The sequence below is a fragment of the Salinibacter sp. 10B genome (genome assembly GCF_002954405.1).
In the GTDB taxonomy this organism is placed as follows: domain Bacteria; phylum Bacteroidota; class Rhodothermia; order Rhodothermales; family Salinibacteraceae; genus Salinibacter.
The window spans coordinates 1,883,879-1,902,230 of sequence record NZ_MQWC01000004.1 but is presented as its reverse complement, the minus strand read 5'-3'; the positions used below and the strand labels follow the sequence as shown (position 1 = coordinate 1,902,230).

The 18,352-nt window shown below is 62.1% G+C and carries 14 protein-coding genes and 1 tRNA gene; 11 read left to right on the top strand and 4 right to left on the bottom strand.

Annotated features, from left to right (window positions below; translation table 11 throughout):
• Window positions 1–204: 204 nt before the first annotated feature.
• Together BSZ35_RS08015 and BSZ35_RS08010 are read right to left on the bottom strand one after the other, a co-directional pair.
• A tRNA-Phe gene (locus tag BSZ35_RS08015) sits at window positions 205–277 on the bottom strand.
• 110 nt (window positions 278–387) lie between these two features.
• Window positions 388–1,281, bottom strand: coding sequence for an NAD(+)/NADH kinase (locus BSZ35_RS08010; protein WP_105011946.1), 894 nt, complete (start codon window positions 1,279–1,281; stop codon window positions 388–390).
• A 219-nt stretch (window positions 1,282–1,500) separates the two neighbouring features.
• Here BSZ35_RS08010 and BSZ35_RS08005 point away from each other — a divergent pair, with 219 nt between their 5' ends.
• Window positions 1,501–3,828 (top strand): NAD(P)-binding domain-containing protein, encoded by a 2,328-nt coding sequence (locus BSZ35_RS08005; RefSeq protein WP_258096146.1) that lies wholly within the window; start codon window positions 1,501–1,503, stop codon window positions 3,826–3,828.
• A 273-nt stretch (window positions 3,829–4,101) separates the two neighbouring features.
• Window positions 4,102–4,653: an isochorismatase family cysteine hydrolase gene (locus BSZ35_RS08000; RefSeq protein ID WP_105011944.1), complete on the top strand. Its 552-nt coding sequence runs from the start codon at window positions 4,102–4,104 to the stop codon at window positions 4,651–4,653.
• A gap of 227 nt (window positions 4,654–4,880) precedes the next feature.
• Here BSZ35_RS08000 and BSZ35_RS07995 read toward each other — a convergent pair whose 3' ends face one another.
• Window positions 4,881–5,312: a universal stress protein gene (locus BSZ35_RS07995; protein ID WP_105011943.1), complete on the bottom strand. Its 432-nt coding sequence runs from the start codon at window positions 5,310–5,312 to the stop codon at window positions 4,881–4,883.
• A gap of 355 nt (window positions 5,313–5,667) precedes the next feature.
• Here BSZ35_RS07995 and BSZ35_RS07990 point away from each other — a divergent pair, with 355 nt between their 5' ends.
• From BSZ35_RS07990 to BSZ35_RS07975, 4 genes are all read left to right on the top strand, one after another.
• Window positions 5,668–6,330 carry a J domain-containing protein gene (locus BSZ35_RS07990; RefSeq protein ID WP_105011942.1) on the top strand — a complete coding sequence of 221 codons (663 nt, stop codon included), beginning with the start codon at window positions 5,668–5,670 and terminating at the stop codon, window positions 6,328–6,330.
• A gap of 273 nt (window positions 6,331–6,603) precedes the next feature.
• Window positions 6,604–9,351 (top strand): DNA mismatch repair protein MutS, encoded by a 2,748-nt coding sequence (gene mutS, locus BSZ35_RS07985; protein WP_105011941.1) that lies wholly within the window; start codon window positions 6,604–6,606, stop codon window positions 9,349–9,351.
• Window positions 9,352–9,508: 157 nt separating this feature from the next.
• Window positions 9,509–10,594: a sensor histidine kinase gene (locus BSZ35_RS07980; RefSeq protein WP_105011940.1), complete on the top strand. Its 1,086-nt coding sequence runs from the start codon at window positions 9,509–9,511 to the stop codon at window positions 10,592–10,594.
• Window positions 10,595–10,766: 172 nt separating this feature from the next.
• Window positions 10,767–12,167 (top strand): carotenoid oxygenase family protein, encoded by a 1,401-nt coding sequence (locus tag BSZ35_RS07975; RefSeq protein ID WP_105011939.1) that lies wholly within the window; start codon window positions 10,767–10,769, stop codon window positions 12,165–12,167.
• 28 nt (window positions 12,168–12,195) lie between these two features.
• Here the strand turns inward: BSZ35_RS07975 and BSZ35_RS07970 are convergent, their stop codons facing one another.
• Window positions 12,196–12,480 (bottom strand): hypothetical protein, encoded by a 285-nt coding sequence (locus BSZ35_RS07970; RefSeq protein WP_105011938.1) that lies wholly within the window; start codon window positions 12,478–12,480, stop codon window positions 12,196–12,198.
• Between the two features lie 267 nt (window positions 12,481–12,747).
• Here BSZ35_RS07970 and BSZ35_RS07965 point away from each other — a divergent pair, with 267 nt between their 5' ends.
• From BSZ35_RS07965 to BSZ35_RS07950, 5 genes are all read left to right on the top strand, one after another.
• Entirely contained in the window at window positions 12,748–12,957 is a 210-nt protein-coding gene (locus BSZ35_RS07965; RefSeq protein WP_105011937.1) for a hypothetical protein, read from the top strand.
• Window positions 12,958–13,532: 575 nt separating this feature from the next.
• Complete coding sequence (locus BSZ35_RS07960; RefSeq protein WP_105011936.1) at window positions 13,533–14,015, top strand: polymer-forming cytoskeletal protein; 483 nt, start codon at window positions 13,533–13,535, stop codon at window positions 14,013–14,015.
• Window positions 14,016–14,815: 800 nt separating this feature from the next.
• Complete coding sequence (locus BSZ35_RS07955) at window positions 14,816–17,071, top strand: TonB-dependent receptor (protein WP_258096144.1); 2,256 nt, start codon at window positions 14,816–14,818, stop codon at window positions 17,069–17,071.
• 33 nt (window positions 17,072–17,104) lie between these two features.
• Entirely contained in the window at window positions 17,105–17,227 is a 123-nt protein-coding gene (locus tag BSZ35_RS19845) for a hypothetical protein (protein ID WP_258096143.1), read from the top strand.
• Window positions 17,228–17,363: 136 nt separating this feature from the next.
• A complete protein-coding gene (locus tag BSZ35_RS07950; RefSeq protein ID WP_105011935.1) occupies window positions 17,364–18,203 on the top strand; it encodes a tetratricopeptide repeat protein in 840 nt (279 codons plus the stop codon).
• Window positions 18,204–18,352: the final 149 nt, after the last annotated feature.

The window sequence follows — 18,352 nt, the reverse complement described above, 5'->3', positions numbered from 1 at the left end:
AAACGCCTCTCCGTTTTCACGACGGTTGAAAATCAAAACAGCCTTTAAGCCCTGTGGAGCCGAGGGCGGACGGAGCGGATTCGACGTGGGACGACCTGCGTGAGAGGACGCGGGACCTCTGGAGTCGATGCCTGCGAGACGAAAGCGAGGCAGAAAAATAAAAAACCGTCTACGCCTCAGGGGCGCAGACGGGAAAGAGGGGTGTGGCCAGGGACGGATTCGAACCGTCGACACACGGCTTTTCAGGCCGTTGCTCTACCACCTGAGCTACCTGGCCCCTCGTCTCTGCCGGCAACCCGGCAGCGCAATAGTCGAATGTAGGCGTTGCGGAAGGAGGCGTCAACGAGCCAGCCGAACCTTAACGGCCCATTCACGGCTCGCTGCCCATCATTCCGGTGCGTCCGAACGGCGCACGCCCCACATCAGTTTCGACCGGAGGGTCTTGAAAAAGTGCTGGTCGGGAAGCTTCACGAGATTTACGGTATGAGGGGCCCGCTGGACGGTAAACTGCAGGCCGTGCTCTTTAAACATCGTGCTCCGTCCGTCCGCCGCAAAGACGTAGGGTTGATCGTTGTCGTCGACCACGCGGCACGTGAGGGTGGAATCGGCGGGGAGGACGATGGGCCGCACCGTGAGGGTGTGCGGGGCGATGGGCGTGAGAATCACGGCCTCGACGCCAGGGGCGATGATGGGCCCGCCGGTCGACAGCGAGTAGGCCGTGGAGCCGGTGGGGGTGGCCATGATGAGGCCGTCGGCCCAGTAGGTGTTGAGGGGCGTACCGTCCACTTCCACCTCGATCTTGATGAGCCCCGCGGCGCCACTGCGATCCACCACGAACTCGTTGACGGCCCACTCCGTGTCAAAGGGCGCGTCGGAATTGGCTTGGGCCTCTAGCACCATCCGCTCCTCCACGGTGTACTCTCCGGCCACGATCGATTCGAGCGCCTCGTGGAGCTGTTCGACCTCGATGTCGGCCAGAAACCCGAGGCGGCCGATGTTGACGCCGAGCAGGGGCGTGTCGTTGGGACCGGTGAGGTGGGCGGCCCGGAGGAGCGTGCCATCGCCGCCGAAGGAGAGGACGAGGTCGCCGGCCTGTACGATGTCGGCTACACTGTGCTCTGTTTCCACGGCGGGCGAGATGAGGCCGCGGGTCCGTAATCCCTCCGCAATGGGCGCATGGATCCAGAAGTCGTGTCCCCGGTCCTGGAACCACGCCACAACCTCTGCCACGGGATCCCAGAGCTCATCTTTCGTGGGGTTGCCGGTGATGCCGTAAATCATGCTGCAGGGGGCTTAGGCGAAGCAGCTGAGCGGGGCGGGAGAGACGTCGATTGCACCCGTGCTGAAAGGCTCGGGGCGTGCGTAACGTTCCGGACGAAGTTGACGACGAATCTTGGGACGATGGATCGGGGTTGTGTCGGGGGCGTTCGGAGGGCGACGGGGGCCGAGGAGAGAGGCGATAAGCGTAGGGTCGTATTCTGGCTAACTCTTGTGAACGTGATGGTTTCTCTGCTCAAGCGATATGCGAACTGGCTCCACCTCCAGTGGCCGGCCGGCGAGGTGGAGAATCTGCCGCGGGTGGACGACCACTTCCGAACGAATGTGGACGGTGTGTACGTGGTGGGCGATCTGGCCGGGGTGCCCCTGCTCAAGTTCTCGGTCGACGGCGGGGCGCGGGCCGTGCACGACATCGTAGCCCAAATGGAAGCCTCTGTGGAGCCTGAGGACGAGCAAGGGCCGTACGATGTTGTCATCCTAGGGGCCGGTGCGGCAGGCATGGCGGCGGCCCGCGAGGCGCGCACTCAGGGTCTCTCCTTCTGCGTGCTGGAGGCGCGGCGGCGCTTTGCCACGATTAAGGATTTTCAGAAGGAGAAGCCGATCTACACGTATCCGAACGACATGACACCGGCGGGGGACCTGCAGGTGAGTGCGACGGTGAAAGAGGCGCTCGTGGACGAACTGGAGGGGCAGACCGACGATATTCCGGTGCGGCACGCGGAGGCCCACCGGATCGATGAAGCGGCGGATGGACTCGACGTCGCAACGACGGAGGGAGAGCGGATCCGGGCGCAGAATGTGATCGTGGCCATCGGGCGCAGCGGCAACTTCCGGAGCCTTGACGTGCCGGGAGAAGACAAAGACCACGTCCACCACCGCCTCTACGACCCCACCCGCTGCAAAGGGGACGACGTGGTCGTCATCGGCGGAGGGGACTCGGCCACGGAAGCTGCAATTTCGCTAACGGAAGCGGGGGCGAACGTGACGCTCTCCTATCGGCGCGACGAGTTCGTGCGGCCAAAACCGGAGAATGTCGATCGGGTCCACGCGTTGGCCGAGAATCCGGAGGGAGATGGGCAGCTCACGCTCATGATGCCGACGGACGTGGAGGAGATCCGGGACGAGAGCGTGCGGCTCTCCACGGAGACGGGGCAGACGGCGGTCGAGGCCGACGAGGTCTTTGCCATGATTGGGCGGGAGGCGCCGCTCGACTTCTTCCGCCGCTCCGGCATTACGCTCCGCAACGATTGGGGCGATGTGCCCGACTCGCTCGAAGAGGCAATGAGCGGGCTCGGCTGGCTCACGGACCTGCGCTGGGATCGCATTGGTGCGTTCGCGGCGTTCTTCCTCTTCATGTGTGCCGTCTACAGCTGGAAGGATGGCGGCTGGGTAGGGCGCCTCGCGGACTCGGCCGGGATCTTTCCGTTCGGCTGGAATCCGGAGGCGGACGGGGCTGGTCTGGGCGACGTGATTCTCACCTCCATGCAGAATCCCGGGTTCTACTACACCTTCGTCTATTCGGCTATTGTCGTCATTTTCGGCATCAAACGCATCCGGCGACGCAAGACGCCCTACATTCGGGTGCAGACCCTCACCCTGATGACGGTTCAGGTGCTGCCGCTCTTCATCCTGCCGGAGGTGATCCTGCCGTGGCTCGCCAAGAACGGACTGCTTCCGGTCGGTTTTCTGGACGCGCTTTTCCCCACCAGCGAGTACGCAGCGCATGGACGGCAATACTGGCGGGCCTACGGCTTCATCTTGGCGTGGCCCCTCTTCATCTGGAACGTCTTTACGTCGGATCCGCTCTGGTGGTGGCTCGCCATCTGCTTCGTGCAGACGTTCGTCCTCATCCCCGGCATGATCTACTTCTGGGGCAAAGGGGCGTACTGCGGCTGGATCTGCTCCTGCGGGGCGCTGGCCGAGACGCTGGGCGACCAGCACCGCGACAAGATGCCGCACGGCGAGGGCTGGAATAAGCTCAACTTGGCCGGGCAGGTCATCATGGTTCTAGCGTTTGTCTTGCTCTTCCTCCGCGTCGGCGGGTGGATCTGGCCCGGCAGTTGGATGGAGGCGATGTACCAGGTGGGACTGCGGGGCGAGTGGCTCGGGCTGGAGCTGAACTACAGCTGGGTGGTCGACGTGGTGCTGGCCGGCATGGTGGGGTACGGCGTCTACTTCTGGCTCAGCGGCCGCTTCTGGTGCCGCTTCTTCTGCCCACTGGCGGCCATCATGCACATCTACCACCGCTTCAGCCGCTTCCGCATCCTGGCCGACAAGAAGAAGTGCATCTCCTGCAACGTGTGTACGAGCGTCTGCCATCAGGGCATCGACGTGATGGACTTTGCCCAGCAGGGCAAGCCGATGGAGGATCCGGAGTGTGTGCGGTGCTCGGCCTGCGTGCAGAGCTGCCCGACCGGCGTGCTGGAATTTGGGCAGGTGGAGCCCGGGACGGGGCAGATCATTACGACGGATGCGCTGGAGGCCTCGCTCACGCGGATTCAGGAGCAGGAGAACGGGACGACGGCAGAGACGACGCAGCAGCCGGCCTAAGAGTCCGTCTATGACCTTCAAGGCTGGGTCCGTCGGGGGGTTCTACGAACAGAAAGAAGCGCCCTCGGAGAGGGGGGGCAAATTCGTGATTTTTCGCGGGTCCCGATCGGGATCATCAGGGGGCATTCCCCACCGACCGACTTCATAGACGCACTCTATGTCAATCGGTCGGACGGCAAATCCATCGAAACTTCGCTGGGCAATAGGGGCCGAGAATTCCGAGTCGGGGTAGAAGAGGCTTCCCCTTCTTTTTTCACCTTGTCCCTTTTCCCCATGCCTTCTGAAGCCGTCCTCGTCATCGACATGGTGAACGATTTTGTCACGGGTGTTCTGGAATGTGAGCGCGCCCAGCGCATCATCCCGTCTCTCAAAACCTTGCTCGACGAGGCCCGCGCCGCTGACGTTCCGGTCATCTACGTCAGCGACGCCCACCTCGCCCCCGACGTCGAAGTTGGCCTGTGGGGCGAACATGCGATGAAGGGGACGGAGGGGGCCGAGATTATTCCGGAGCTCCCGCCCGGTCCGAGCGATTTTGTACTCGAGAAGCGTACCTACTCGGCCTTCTACGACACGGGGCTCGACCAACTTCTTCGGAGCCTAACCATCGACACGCTTTACCTGACCGGCCTCCACACCCACATGTGCTGTCGCCATACCGCGGCCGACGCGTTCGTTCGTGGGTACCACCTCGTGGCGGTGGCCGACGGGTGCGACGCCTTTACGAAAAAGGAGCACGAGGAAGGACTTGACTACCTCAAGAATGTGTATGGCGCCACCGTACAGTCGGTGACGGACATCGTGGCGGGGTGGAAAACCCTGGCTTGATAGAGTCCTCAAGGGGCGAGGGCCATTCGTCTGCTTTGAAGGACTGCCGTTCCCAGACGACGGCCCGGCGCCCCAGGCGAGGAGTCGTGTGTACGGGGTTGGTCTAGAGCAGCGAGAGCGGCTGCGGCGAGAGGCCCTCTGGAATGACCGTTGGTTCCATCTCGCGCCATTTTCTCCGAGGGTCCGAGGCAAGATGCACAATCAACGGTGGCGTTCGGGACTCGAAACTAGTTGTTCTCCTCACGAACCAGCAGCACAGAGCACGGCGCAAAGATGGCGACCTGATGGCTCACGGTGCCCACGGCGGTTTCGGCGTCCTCCCGGCTCACTTTGTGCGAGCGCTGGACGATGAGGTCCACCTCGTTTTCGTCGGCCGCGCGAGTGATTTCAGGGCCGCGCTCACCGTACGTGATGGCCGCCTGCACCTCAAAGCCGTCCTCGGCGATCATAGCGGCCCAGTCCTTCATTTTCGCGTCGGCCTCTTCACGCAGTTCCTCGTAGAAGTCGTCCATCTCGCCGGGCTCGTCGTCTTGCAGCGTCTCGATGACGTGCAGGAGAATAATATCGGTTCGATCGGGGTCGCCCAGATCGCGGACGGTCGAGAAGACGGCTTCATTGGTGGAGGAGAGGTCGACGGGAATGAGGATTTTGTCGTACATGGAGGAACAGAGACTGCGAAGAAAACAGATGAAGGTCGGAGGGGGAACGGGTCAAGCTTGTAAGCTCGAACCCGCCCAAGGTTGGATCTTCCAACTCTCGGTACTGGTTTTAATGATAGCAGGGATCGGACAAGGAGGACACGGGCAATGGACGGCATGCCCTGAACATTGTGCTTTCGATTCAGAACGTGAAGGGCGAGAGCGGGACGCGTTCGCCCGTAGGGGCGGAGGCGGAGAGGATCCAGCCTCCGTTCCAAGAGAAGGGCGCCCATTCCGCTATCCCCACCCTTCTAACGTCCGATCCACAACGCATTATAAACAGAAATCGTACCACAGATCATACACCAGTATTGACGTGAGTGCGCAGCGGACGGACTTGCAGCATCGGCTGGCGGAGCGGCAGCGGGAGAAGGCCGAGCTCGAACGGCAACTGCATGCGGCACACGTCCAGTATCAGGAAGAGGTCGCTCCGCTAGAGGAGAAAGTTCTCCGGCTTCGCGTGGAGCACCTGCGGCGGGCCGCGCAGCGTCACATGCGGAGCGCAAAGCACCGGAACGCCTACCACGACGCCCAGCGCGCCTACGAGTCATTTCAAGAGGAGCGGAGAACGGTCGGGTCGGCATCCCACGACACGCTCAAGCGCCGCTACCGACAGGCCAGCAAGCGGTGCCATCCGGATGCGGTGCCCGACGCGTATCGGGCGCAGGCCGCGGCCACCTTTCAGGCCCTCGAATCGGCGTACAAGGCCGGGCACGCCGAGGCTGTACAGGCCATTGCTGCGGCGCTGGAGCAGTGGGGCTTTCCGGAAGAGGCGGCCGAGGATCGTCGATCACAGCGCCGCGAACGAGACGAGTTGCGGCGGGCCGTGTCGAGCCTGGAGACGGCCATCGAGGCTCTGCGTGACACCGACCTCTACCGGGCCGTGGCTGAACGTGAGAACGTGGACGCCGTGTTACGGGCCAAAAAGAACGCCTTGTTGCAGCATCTTCTGGAACTGCGGCATCAGGCACGTCGGTGATGCGTGGCGAGTCCTCCCGGGAGCGCCGGGTGTCAACAGCCCCTTTTGCGTAGAGACAGTGCGGGCTCACGGCTCGGAGGAGGCTGCTCCTGATCTTTTTTCTACCTTTTTGGGAAAGAAACCGGCTGAGGGTCAGCGAGCACTCGTCGCACAGGGTCGAATTTTAACATGCGTTCGCGTGGCATTCTCGCGGCTGCGCATTGTAACTGGCCCCGGCGTCCGATACGTTAAATGCCCGACCGATTGTCTTCACGCGCGACCTTCCAGTTCTGCATGGCTCCCCCGCAGACCGACACCGATTCTTCGACGGCCAACAAGGGGCGCACGCCCCTCATGCGGCAGTACTACGCGATCAAGGAGCGCCACCCCAAGGCGATCCTGCTGTTTCGCATGGGCGACTTCTACGAGACGTTCGACGAGGACGCGAAAACGGTGAGCCGCCTCCTCGGCATCACGCTCACCGAGCGCAACAACGGCGAAGCCGACGACGTGCCGATGGCGGGCTTTCCCCACCACGCCGTCGACAGCCACCTGCCCAAGCTCATCCGCTCGGGCCTCCGCGTGGCCATCTGCGAGCAGACGGAGGATGCCGACGACTCGAGCGGCAAGGTGGTGGACCGCGACGTGGTGGAGGTCGTGACGCCGGGCGTCTCATTTCACGACCAGCTCCTGAACCCGAAGCAGTCCAATTTCCTGGCCGCCGTGCACTTCGGCACCGGGCGCGACAAGGGGGAGATCGGCTTCGCGTTCATCGACGCCACGACCGGCGAGTTTAGCGTCACCCAGGCCGGGATCGAGCAGCTGCCGGACCTCATTCAGACGGTCGCGCCGTCCGAGGTCATCCTCGACAAGCGCCGCACAGACCGCCTGCAGCAGCACCTGCGTGAGGTGCCGTTTACGGTGACCGAGCAGGAGGACTGGGTCTTCAAGTACGACTTTGCCTACCAGACGCTGCTGGAGCACTTCGAAACGCACTCGCTGAAGGGCTTCGGGGTGGACGACATGGACCTCGGCGTAATCGCTGCGGGGGCGGCGCTCTACTACCTCGGCGAGACGCAGAAGGGCAAGCTGCCGCACGTCCGCAAGATCAAGCGCTACTCGGAGGAGGAGCACATCGCGCTCGACCCCGAGACGAAGCGCAACCTGGAGCTCGTGCAGTCCATCCAGGACGACGGGCACGAGGGCACGCTCGTCAACATCCTCGACGACACCGAGACGCCGATGGGCGGGCGGCGGCTGCGCGCCTGGCTCGTGCGCCCGCTCCGCGAGGTGGACCGTATTCAGCACCGTCTCGACGCCGTGGAGGCGTTCGTGGACGACCGGCACCTGCGCGACGACATTCGCGAGGAGTTGGGGCAGATGGGCGACCTGGAGCGCCTGGCCGGAAAGGTGGCCACGGGCCGCGCCTCCCCCAGCGACCTCATTGCCATCAAGCACACGCTGCGCCGCCTGCCCAACGTCAAGGAGCGGCTGGCCGACGCAGAGTCCGACGCCCTCGATGCGATCGAGGAGGAGTTGAGCCCGTGTCCGGACGTCGTGGACCAGATCCAGAGCGCCCTCGTCGACGATCCCCCCGCAAAGATCAGCGAGGGCGGCCTCATCCGCGACGGCTACTCTGAGGAGTTGGATGAGCTGCGCACCATTGCGCAGGAGGGGAAGGACTGGGTGGCCAATCTGGAAAAGGAGGAGAGCGAGCGCACCGACATTCCGTCGCTCAAGGTCGGCTTCAACAAGGTCTTCGGCTACTACCTGGAGGTCACCGACACGCACGCCGACAAGGTGCCCGACGACTACATCCGCAAGCAGACGCTCGTCAACTCCGAGCGCTACGTGACGCCGGAGCTGAAGGAAATGGAGGAGAAGATCCTGACGGCGGAGGAAAAAATCGAGACGCTGGAACTGGAGCTCTTCAACGAGTTGCGGGACATGATTGCCCAGCAGACGGGCCAGTTGCAGCAGAACGCCGAGCTCCTGGCGCACCTCGACTGCTTTGCGGGCCTCGCGGCGGTAGCCGAGCGGCAGGACTACGTGCGCCCCGAGGTGGACGACAGCCTCACCCTCGACATTGAGGAGGGGCGCCACCCCGTTGTGGAGGAGACGCTGCCACCGGGCGACCCCTTCATCCCGAACGACACGTACGTCAATCCCGACGACGAGCAGATCCTCATCATCACCGGGCCCAACATGGCGGGGAAGAGCGTGGCGCTGCGGCAAGTGGGCCTCATCACGCTGCTCGCGCAGGTGGGCAGCTTCGTCCCGGCCGACGCCGCGCACATCGGCGTGGTCGACCGCATCTTCACTCGCGTGGGCGCGTCCGACAACCTCGCGGCGGGCGAGAGCACGTTCCTCGTGGAGATGAACGAGGCCGCCAACATTCTTAACAACGCCACGGCGCGCTCCCTCATCCTCTTCGACGAGGTGGGCCGCGGCACCTCCACGTTCGACGGCCTCTCCATCGCGTGGGCCATCGTCGAGTATCTGCACGAGCGGCCCGAGGTGGCGGCGCGCACCCTCTTCGCTACGCACTACCACGAGCTCAACGCGATGGCCGACCGCCTGGAGCGGGTGCACAACTACCGCATCCAGGTGAGCGAGCACGAGGGCGAGATCGTCTTCCTGCGCAAGCTGATTCGCGGCGGGGCCGACCACTCCTACGGCATCGAGGTGGCGCGCATGGCGGGCCTGCCGGACGCCGTGATCGCCCGGGCACACGAGGTGCTCCATAACTTGGAGAGCCAGCACCTGGAGGTGGGCGACGGCGAGACGGGCGAGGAAGACGCAGGCCAATCCTCGGGCGATGGAACTGACCCCTCTGAGAACGGCATGCGAGCCAAAAAGGGCGACGCCGACGCGGTGCCGGACCTGGAGGACAGTCAGGCCAACCAGATGCACCTCTTCGCCCAGCCGGACCCGGTGGCGGAGGAGATCAAGGAGATGCTCGGCGAGATCGACCCGAACCGCATCACGCCCGTCGAGGCGCTGATGAAGCTGTCGGAGATGAAAGACAAGCTCCAAGGGTGATCCACATCTCCCGTCCTCGTCCTGTTTTTGGATCGAACGGAAAAATCGGGGCCGAGCTCCGTCAGAGCAGTAGAACTTTTCGCCCTCCCCTGGTTTTAGGTAAAGGAATTGTGAATGGTTTTCCGTAGCCAGGAGGGCCTCTTTCGAGGCGTGCACCATGAGTGCCACTGCCAGGGACAACGGCGCATTTGAGCTGTTTTCTTCGACTGACCCTACGATTCCCGAGTCGGGGCCGCCGCAGGCACGTCTTCTGCCAATTCTTCTGAAAGCCGTCGAGGATGCGTCTGAGGCCATTGTGGTCACCGAGGCGCGTCTAGACCCGCCGGGACCGCGGATGTTGTGGGTGAACCCCGCCTTTACCGAGATCACCGGCTACGACCGTGAGGAGGCTGTGGGGCAGACGCCGCGACTGTTGCAAGGTCCCGAGACCGAGCCGCAGGTGCTTCGTCGGCTACGGGAGCGGCTGGCGGCGGGGGAGCGCTTCGAGGGTGAGGCCACCAACTACCGCAAGGACGGCACGCCCTACGTCAATCACTGGAGCATTGCTCCCGTCCACGACAATGATGGATCGATTGCGTACTGGGTCTCCATTCAGCGGGACGTGACCGACAAGCGGCGATTGGAGCGGGAGGTTCTTCGGGCCCAGGAAGAGGAGCGCCGACGGATCGGGCGGGACCTCCACGACTCGGTGGGGTCGGATCTCATCAGTGCGGGCATGCTGCTCGACAACGTGTTGGACCGAGACGTCCAAGATGAGAATCTGGCGGAGCGTCTTCGAGAGGTTCGAGCGGGCATCGGGCGCGCGTACGACGACCTGCGGGACCTCACGCATGGACTGAGCCCCGTCGACCTGTCAGAGGGAAGCCTCATGGTGGCCCTGGAGAATCTAGTGTCCCGGTGTTCGGAGGTCCGATTTGAGCATCAGGGCGTTGATCTTGACGCCGTGTTGTCCGACTGGGACGTGGAGGCCCTTGCCCACCTCTACTGGATCGTGAAAGAGGCAGTCTCCAATGCTCTCAAATATGCGGAGGCCGACACCGTCGTCATTCGGGCGTCCCGAGAGACGGAGGGGTATGCCCTGTCGGTGGAGGACGACGGCATCGGATTCGTCCTGGATGAGGAGGGGACCATGGGCTGGGGCCTGCGGACGATGCGGTACCGGGCGGATCTGCTCCACGCCCAGCTCGACATTGCGTCGCGGCCTGGGGAGGGCACGCGGGTCACCTGTCAGCTTTTGGGGTAGCCCGGGCGGTGTGTCCGGTGAGCAGTAGGAGCATCCAGACTGTTTACACCATTCGTTTGGCGGTAAAAACGGTGGAACGTTCACCCTTGAACGTGTTCGAAAGGAGCAGTCCACTGTTCGGGGGCGTTATTGTACGGAGTCGACCCCCCTTCTGCTACCGAAGCACTGCGCTATGACCGACTACCGCCAGGGATTCGACGATCTGACCCGGGAGATACACGAGCCCGAACTGCCGGTCGACGGCGACTGGCCGGACTGGCTGTCGGGCACGCTCATCCGCAACGGGCCCGCACAGTTTTCGGTGGGCGATCAGGACTACCGCCACTGGTTCGACGGGCATGCAATGCTGCACGCTTTCCGGATGGACAACGGCACGGTGAGCTACCGCAACCGCTTCTTGGAGACGAAGAGCCGGACGGAGGCGCTGGCGGCGGGCGAGATCGTGCGGTCGGAGTTCGCCACCGATCCCTGCAGGTCCCTCTTTGGACGGGTGATGAGCGTCTTCAATCCCACCCCCACCGACAATGCCAGCATCAACGTTGCGCGCCTCGACGACCAGTACGTGGCGATGACCGAGACGCCTCTTCCGGTGGCCTTTGATCCGGAGACGCTGAACACGGTGGGAGTGGTCGACTACGACGATGACGTGGACGCCCAGATGACGACGGCGCATCCGCACGTCGAACCGGACACGGGCACCATCTTTACGTACCAAACCGCGTTTGGCCGGCAGTCCGAGTACCAGATTTGCAGCCTTCCGTCCGATCGTGCAAAGCGCACCGTGCGAGCGTCATTGGACGTAGCCCGGCCCAGCTACATGCACAGCTTCGGGATGACGGAGCAGTACGTGATCCTGAGCGAGTGGCCGCTCGTGGTCGATCCGTTGGACCTGCTTTTGCGCGGGCAGCCGTTCATTGAGAACTTCGAGTGGATGCCTGAACGTGGGACGCGGTTTCGGATTCTTCGGAAGGCGGACGGGGCCGAGGTGGCCACCTGTACCGCGGATGCGGCGTTCGCCTTTCACCACGTCAACGCTTTCGAGCAGGACGGCGAAATTGCCTGCGACATCGTCACCTACCCGGACGCGTCCATCATTGACGAATTGTACCTCGACAATCTCCGAGGCGAGAAGCCGTCGCCCGGGACCGGTTCACTGCGCCGATATCAGCTACCGCTGGAGGGCGGGAGAGCGCCCTCGCACGTGTTGAGTGAGGAGACCCTCGAGCTTCCGCGGTTGCATGAAGCATCGGCTCGCGCTCAGCCGTACAATATCGTCTACGGCATTGGGACGCGGCACGAAGGAAACTTTGCCGACCAGCTCGTCAAGATCGACGTGGAGAGTGAGGAGGCGCAGACGTGGCACGCCGGCGGCACCTATCCTGGGGAGCCGGTGTTCGTGCCGCGTCCGGACGCGACAGCCGAGGACGATGGTGTACTCCTGTCTGTCGTGCTCGACCCGGCCGACGACCATTCCTTCTTGCTCGTGCTCGACGCCGCTACATTTGCTGAGCGGGCGCGAGCGACCGTGCCACACGCCATCCCGTTCGGGTTCCACGGGCAATTTTTCGAGTGAGAAGTGCGGAGGGCAAAGTTGAAAGGCGCTACGCCACCTGCGCCTCGTCGGTGGGGGTCGGTTCCCACCATCCGCTGGCTACGAGCTCTGCAACCTTGCGTTTGGACCATGCCTTGTAGCGAATCTCCGGGCGGTACTCCACCGCCTGCCCGTTCTCCTCCAACCACTCGAAGCACACGCACGTCGACGTTTCAAACAGCACGCCGAGCGTACATCCCTTGCCGCGAAGACAGTACTTGTAGCAGTCCTGACCCGGACGGTCGCAGACGGAAAAGTCGACGGGGGCTTCCTTCTTGAACTCCTCCAGGTGCATAAGCGAAACGGGACTGAACGTGTTGGTCGTTTAGACGGAATCTAAATAAACGCCCGAACCGAATATCGCAATGCATCTCCGTGAAAATTTGGGCGAGATCGGAGGGTATGTCGGCTCAGAAGGGCGTTTGACACCGGCGTCGGACTGTCGTCGGCGGATTTAGACTGCCTCTAAATATCAATGATAGCGGATCCTAGATTTCGCCTCTCAGGTATAGCCTCGTGACGTTTGTCGATAGATCCACGAACAACTCAGGGAGCGGCAGCCATGGCCCACGATATCGAACCGATGTGCAAATCCTGCCAGCATCTTGATCGCAACCGCGATGACGAAGCGGTCTGCGAGGCGTTTCCGGAAGGCATTCCGGAGGAGATCTGGCGGAATCAGCACGATCATCACGAGCCCTATCCGGGGGACCGCGGCGTGCGCTTTGAGGCCATGCCGATCCCCGAGGAAAAGGCGGAAACTGTTGCGTAACTACCGCCTGACATTTCAGGCTACGAAGGCCGGTCTGCTTCCCAGCGGATCGGCTTTTCTTTTTGGCTCCAATCTTCGGGAGCTGTTGGTTCGTCCCGTGGGGCACCCCCACAGCATCTGTTTGGTGGATGACCGTTGGGAATGGCGATCTCGCGATATCCTTTCCTACTCGCGGCTTTTTTGACTCCCTACCGCGCAGTCGACGCGGAAAGGGCTCAGGGAAGGACGTTCAGAATTCCCCGTGGCCCGTTCCGAAGCTTCGTGGATGCTGGCTCGGGTGTGGCTCGGCTCTTCGGCTGGTTTAGCAATTGCCTTTGCCAGTGTCTGTAGCAAGCCTATGAGGGCGAGGGTGTACGTGGATCTACGTAACCTTCCCTCTCTATGGCCGTGTAAGTACCAATCCTGCCCCAAAATGAGACAGATCAGAAACCGGGAGCTTGGGACGGGCAGTTTCCGTGCCTCGCTACTGGCTCTCCACTTCGCTTGATACGATGCTCTGGTGGGATTGCCGGATGGGATTCTCGATGGCACAGGACACGTCACTAGCCCCACGATAGTACTTCCCTCTTACTGCAATGCTTACCATAAGCCTGTTTTCCTCCTCCGATAAAGACACGGAATCCCCCTCTGGTGAAACGGACGTTTCTACCTCGCTCATCAGTAGAGGTGCCAACATTGAGGGCACCCTCGATTTTGCTGACGTAAACATTCGGATTGAGGGGCACGTCCAGGGAGACATCACCACCGATCGGCGTGTCGTCATAGCCGAGGGCGCGGAGGTTCACGGTACGATTAACGCCCAGACCGTTCGGGTGGCGGGATACATGGAGGGGCACGTGATCGCTACCGAGATGCTCGTTCTATCTCCCTCCGCAGAGGTTCACGCGACCCTCGAAGCCGAGACCCTTGAGATTCAGGCCGGAGCTGACTATAGCGGAAACGTTCCCGAGACCCAGCCCTTCATTCCGGATTCGGCCAATCCCTCACTCGATCCCTCCGAATTGGCGTCGGCGGCGAACGATTCTCAGAACAACACGGCTCAAGAGACCCAAGGTTGAGGTAGAGCCTGTCTGCCTACTAGATCCTGATGCATGATGTAAGCAAGGCGTCCAGCGCTGGGCAGACGTGCCCGTTTTGCGTAAGTCCTGTTCTTTTGGGTACGGTGGACGAGTGCTTGGCATATCTCAGAACGCCTTGTGCTACATGTGGATTGAATGTGTAGCCGCTTTAAGCCTCTAGAAACGGCCACCGTCGTCGCTCCAGGGAATCTGAGATTCCCAGCATCTAGATGTCCAAACTCGCTTTAGGCAATCTAGATTGCCAGAGCCCATCCAGCCGAATGAGGGAGATTGGGCTACCGTCAGATCGGCTCTCAGTCAAGGTTGGACATCTCAGGTTTCCTAGAGCGACGAAGGTGCGGTTTTTTTCTTCGAAGAAGCTTACTTTCGGAGCACCGCACATACTTTGCACTGTAGCACAGCCCGTTCTCAGATGTCCATCGTCGAGAAAGATCCCTGACGGAGCCGCTGGCTTCCGAGAGGGGGCTCGACTTTGGTAATCTCAGATTGCTATGCTCGGAGCGACCTGCCAAGGGAATTTTGAGATCGCTTGGGATAAACAAATGACCTGTAACAATCCACTAGGGGGAGGTGACCGGCGCTTTTCTGTCGGACTCACGCAGTCTGCGGCCCTCCACGAAACAGGTTCTCATCAACTCAGAACTCGTCAACGGGTCCTCTCAATTGAAGGCGAGCAGTCCGTCCCGGTAGCATTGACCGTCACGGACGACGAGTCGCCGACAGTCTACACGACTCGTCGATTCCCCCCGAACGGACCACCCCCGCGCAAATAGGCGAGGATGCATATTTGGCTGATCACGCCCATCCTCCTCGCCATGGTTGCACGAATGCTCACCCTCATTCTGTTCGGTCTTCTCCCGTTCGGGGGCGTTTTCTCTTCGGCTGTTGCCCAACCGGCTTTCGTACAGGGACAGGTGCAAACACCGGAGGGCACGGGCATTCCCTACGCCAACGTTCGGATTGTGGGCACGACGGATGGGGCGGCCACCGACGAGCAGGGGCGATTTCGCTTTGAGACCCGTCGTAGGGGTCGGGTTGAGCTTCAAGCATCGGCGGTCGGCTACGAGGCGGAGACGCGCACGAGTCGCCTCACCTCTGGGGATACCGTGCGTGTATCGTTTGTTCTTGGCTTGACTCACGTCAAGCTCGATGAGGCAGTCGTTACGGGCGAAGCCTACTCAACAGGGCCGGGAGAAACAGCAACCCTGGGACCGACGGAGGCCGTGACCACGCCGGGAGCGAATGGGGATCTGTTTCGAGCTTTGCAGTCGTTTCCGGGCGTGGCCTCGCCAGGGGATGGGGCCGGGCTCTTTGTACGGGGCGGCGACGTGACAGAGACCAAGACGCTGCTCGACCAGGCGACGGTTCACCATCCCTATCGCTACGAGTCGCCCGCCGGAGGGACGTTTGGGGCCGTGCGTCCCTTTCTCGTCGATGGCACGCAGTTTTCCACGGGGGGGTTCTCCGCGCAGTATGGAAACGCCCTCTCCGGCGTCCTGGCAATGGAGTCGAAGGATCGTCCCCAGCAATCGCGCCGATACGTGAATCTCGGCCTTGCCGCCGCATCGCTCTCATTCGATCAACCGTTGATTGAGGACGAACTCGGCCTGCGGGTGTCCGGCAACCGTTCGTTTACCGGTCTTCTCTTTCGCGTGAACGGGCGGCATAGCGACTTTGTCACGGTGCCGCAGGGCATGGACGGCAACCTGGGCCTCACCTGGGATTATGGGGAGACCGGACAACTCAAGCTCTTTGCCTTTGCCCGTCACAGCCGCGTGGGGGTGGAAACGGTGCAGGGGGCGTACGAAGGACTCTACCGCGGATCGTCAACGAACCAGCTCTACAATCTGCAGTGGAGGACACGGGCAAGGCCGTGGACTCTGGAGACGAGTGCTTCCTGGAGCACGTACTCGTCGGAAAAACGATTCGGGGCACTCAACGTGACGCCCACCGACCAATCCGGTACGCTCCGAATGGATGCAACGCGGAGCACCGACGATTGGACCCTTCGGGTTGGCGGCACTGTGGAGCGGCGGCACTACCGCTTCGACGGCACCTTCCCGACCAATCCGGCAGCCGTCGCACCGGACGCGCCCACCCGTACGGTGAATACGGGACTTCCAGCCACCCGAGCCGGCGGGTATGCAGAAGTTGAGTCCAACCTGTTGCCTGTTCTTACTGCTCGGGTCGGGCTCCGCACTGATGTTCACAGTCGGGCAGGACGGCCCGTTGTGGATCCACGCGGAGGGCTCTCCTGGCGGGTTGCCCCGCACACCCACCTGCGAGCGGCATGGGGCCTCTACCACCAGTTTCCTGAGCTCAGCACGTACAGCGAGCACACCGGTCCTACTTCTCTTGGGGCTCAGCATACGCAGCACTACGTGATGGGAGTGCGGCACGAGCGGTCGGATTGGCTATTGCGGGTGGAGGCCTACCGCAAGCCGTACCGCGACCTCGTGGTGCGGACGGGGGCGTCGCGCTATGCAAATGCAGGCTCAGGCCTCGCACAGGGCCTCGACCTCTTCGCCAAGTACGGCGCCTTTCTGGAGACGCGGGTCAACGGGTGGGCCTCGTACAGCCTTTTGGAGTCGCGCCGCACACAACCTCGCGATCGAGGGGCCACAGTACAGCTCGAGAAAGGACCGGCGCCGTTCGACCTCACGCACCAGGCCACAGTGGTGGGCAAGGTGCGGGTCGTAAACCAACTCCGCCTCGGGGCCACGTACCGCTATACCACCGGACAGCCGTTCACGCCGGTGGTGGGAACGGAGCGTCAGCCGTCTGGACCACTACTGCCGATTGACGGGCCGGTGGGCAGCAAGCGCCTGCCGTCCTACCAGCGCCTCGACCTGCAACTGAGCTACTACTGGCCCTTCAATCGGCAACAGCACGTCATTTTCTACGCTGCCGTCAACAACGTTCTCGACCGCGCGAACGTCGTCGACCTCGCGTATTCCGCCGACTACGCAGAGCGGCGGGAGCGAACGACAAATTTCCGGCGGTCGGTGTACGTCGGTCTCACGCTCACGCTTTAGACGCGATCTCCTGCACTCGTTCCACATCTTGCCATGCTTGCGCATCGTCTTCTCATCATTGGGGTCGTGTTTGTGCTTGTTCCTCTCGGCCTGTCCGCTCCGCTCAATGACATTCGCTACATCCAAGAGATTGCTCGTGTTTTCCAGCGAGGGTAGGCCGTCGATCGTACCGAGCTTCTCAAGGACGTGGAATCAAGCGGGTCTCTCGTGCCCACCCAATAACCCAATCGTCGCCCTGTCGAAAATTGGCATCCGCATAACGATAATTCCATAATCCAAGACCTAGCATCCCATGCTCTGGACCAAGCCGTTCGTTTTGAAAACCACGCGCTCCTTTTCGACGGTTCTCATATTGCTTAGTCTCATCGCCTGCGGATCGAGCCCCTCGGTGGCACCCGCCCCGGACGGCGAGTCCACACTCACGACGGCAGTGACCGACTCCCTCCTGCACCGGGCCAAAACCCTCATCCGAAGCGCGACCGACAACGGCTCGGTCGACTCGTTGAGGCAAGCCCGTGCCCTCGCCGAACGAGCGACGGGCGGCACGGAGCGCAGAGCCTTGGCACACTACTACGTGGGCCTTGCCGACTACCGTATGTTTAACCTATTTCCTGAGGAGGACGAGAAGCAGCGCGAGCAGGTATTGAAGGATGCGATCAGCCACTTGAAGCGGGCCACGACGATTGACGCAAAGATGGCCGATGCATGGGCTCTGCTCACAGGGTGCTACGGACAGATGATGGGAATGCATCCCATGCAGAGCATGTCCCTTGGCCCGAAGTCCGACGACGCCATGACGAAAGCGAAGACATTGGCCCCGAAGAATCCGAGGGTCTGGATTATCAGTGGCACACAGGATTATTTCACCCCCAGCATGTTCGGGGGTGATAAGGAACGAGCCCTCACCAAATTTAAGAAGGCGGCCCAGCTTGCCCGGCAGGAATCCATCAACGATTCCTTGCACCCCAGCTGGGGACATGCAGAGGCGTACGCCTGGATTGGAGTCGCCCACATGAATGCCGACCGGCCGGAGCAGGCACGGGCGGCCTTTCAGAAGGCTCTCGACATCAATCCAGACTATGGGTGGGTGAAATCGGTGCTTCTGCCAAAGCTCAGGGAGACAGAGAGCTGAGAAGGACCTTCCAGTGATCGATTCCGCCTACGGGATTCTGGATCGTCCTCAGCTCAGGAGTGGCCAGCGGGCGTTTGAACGATGTCCGGGCCTCCTTCGGGAGGGGAGAACAACTCTCCTTCTGGAGACGCACGTCATGGATGAAGCAT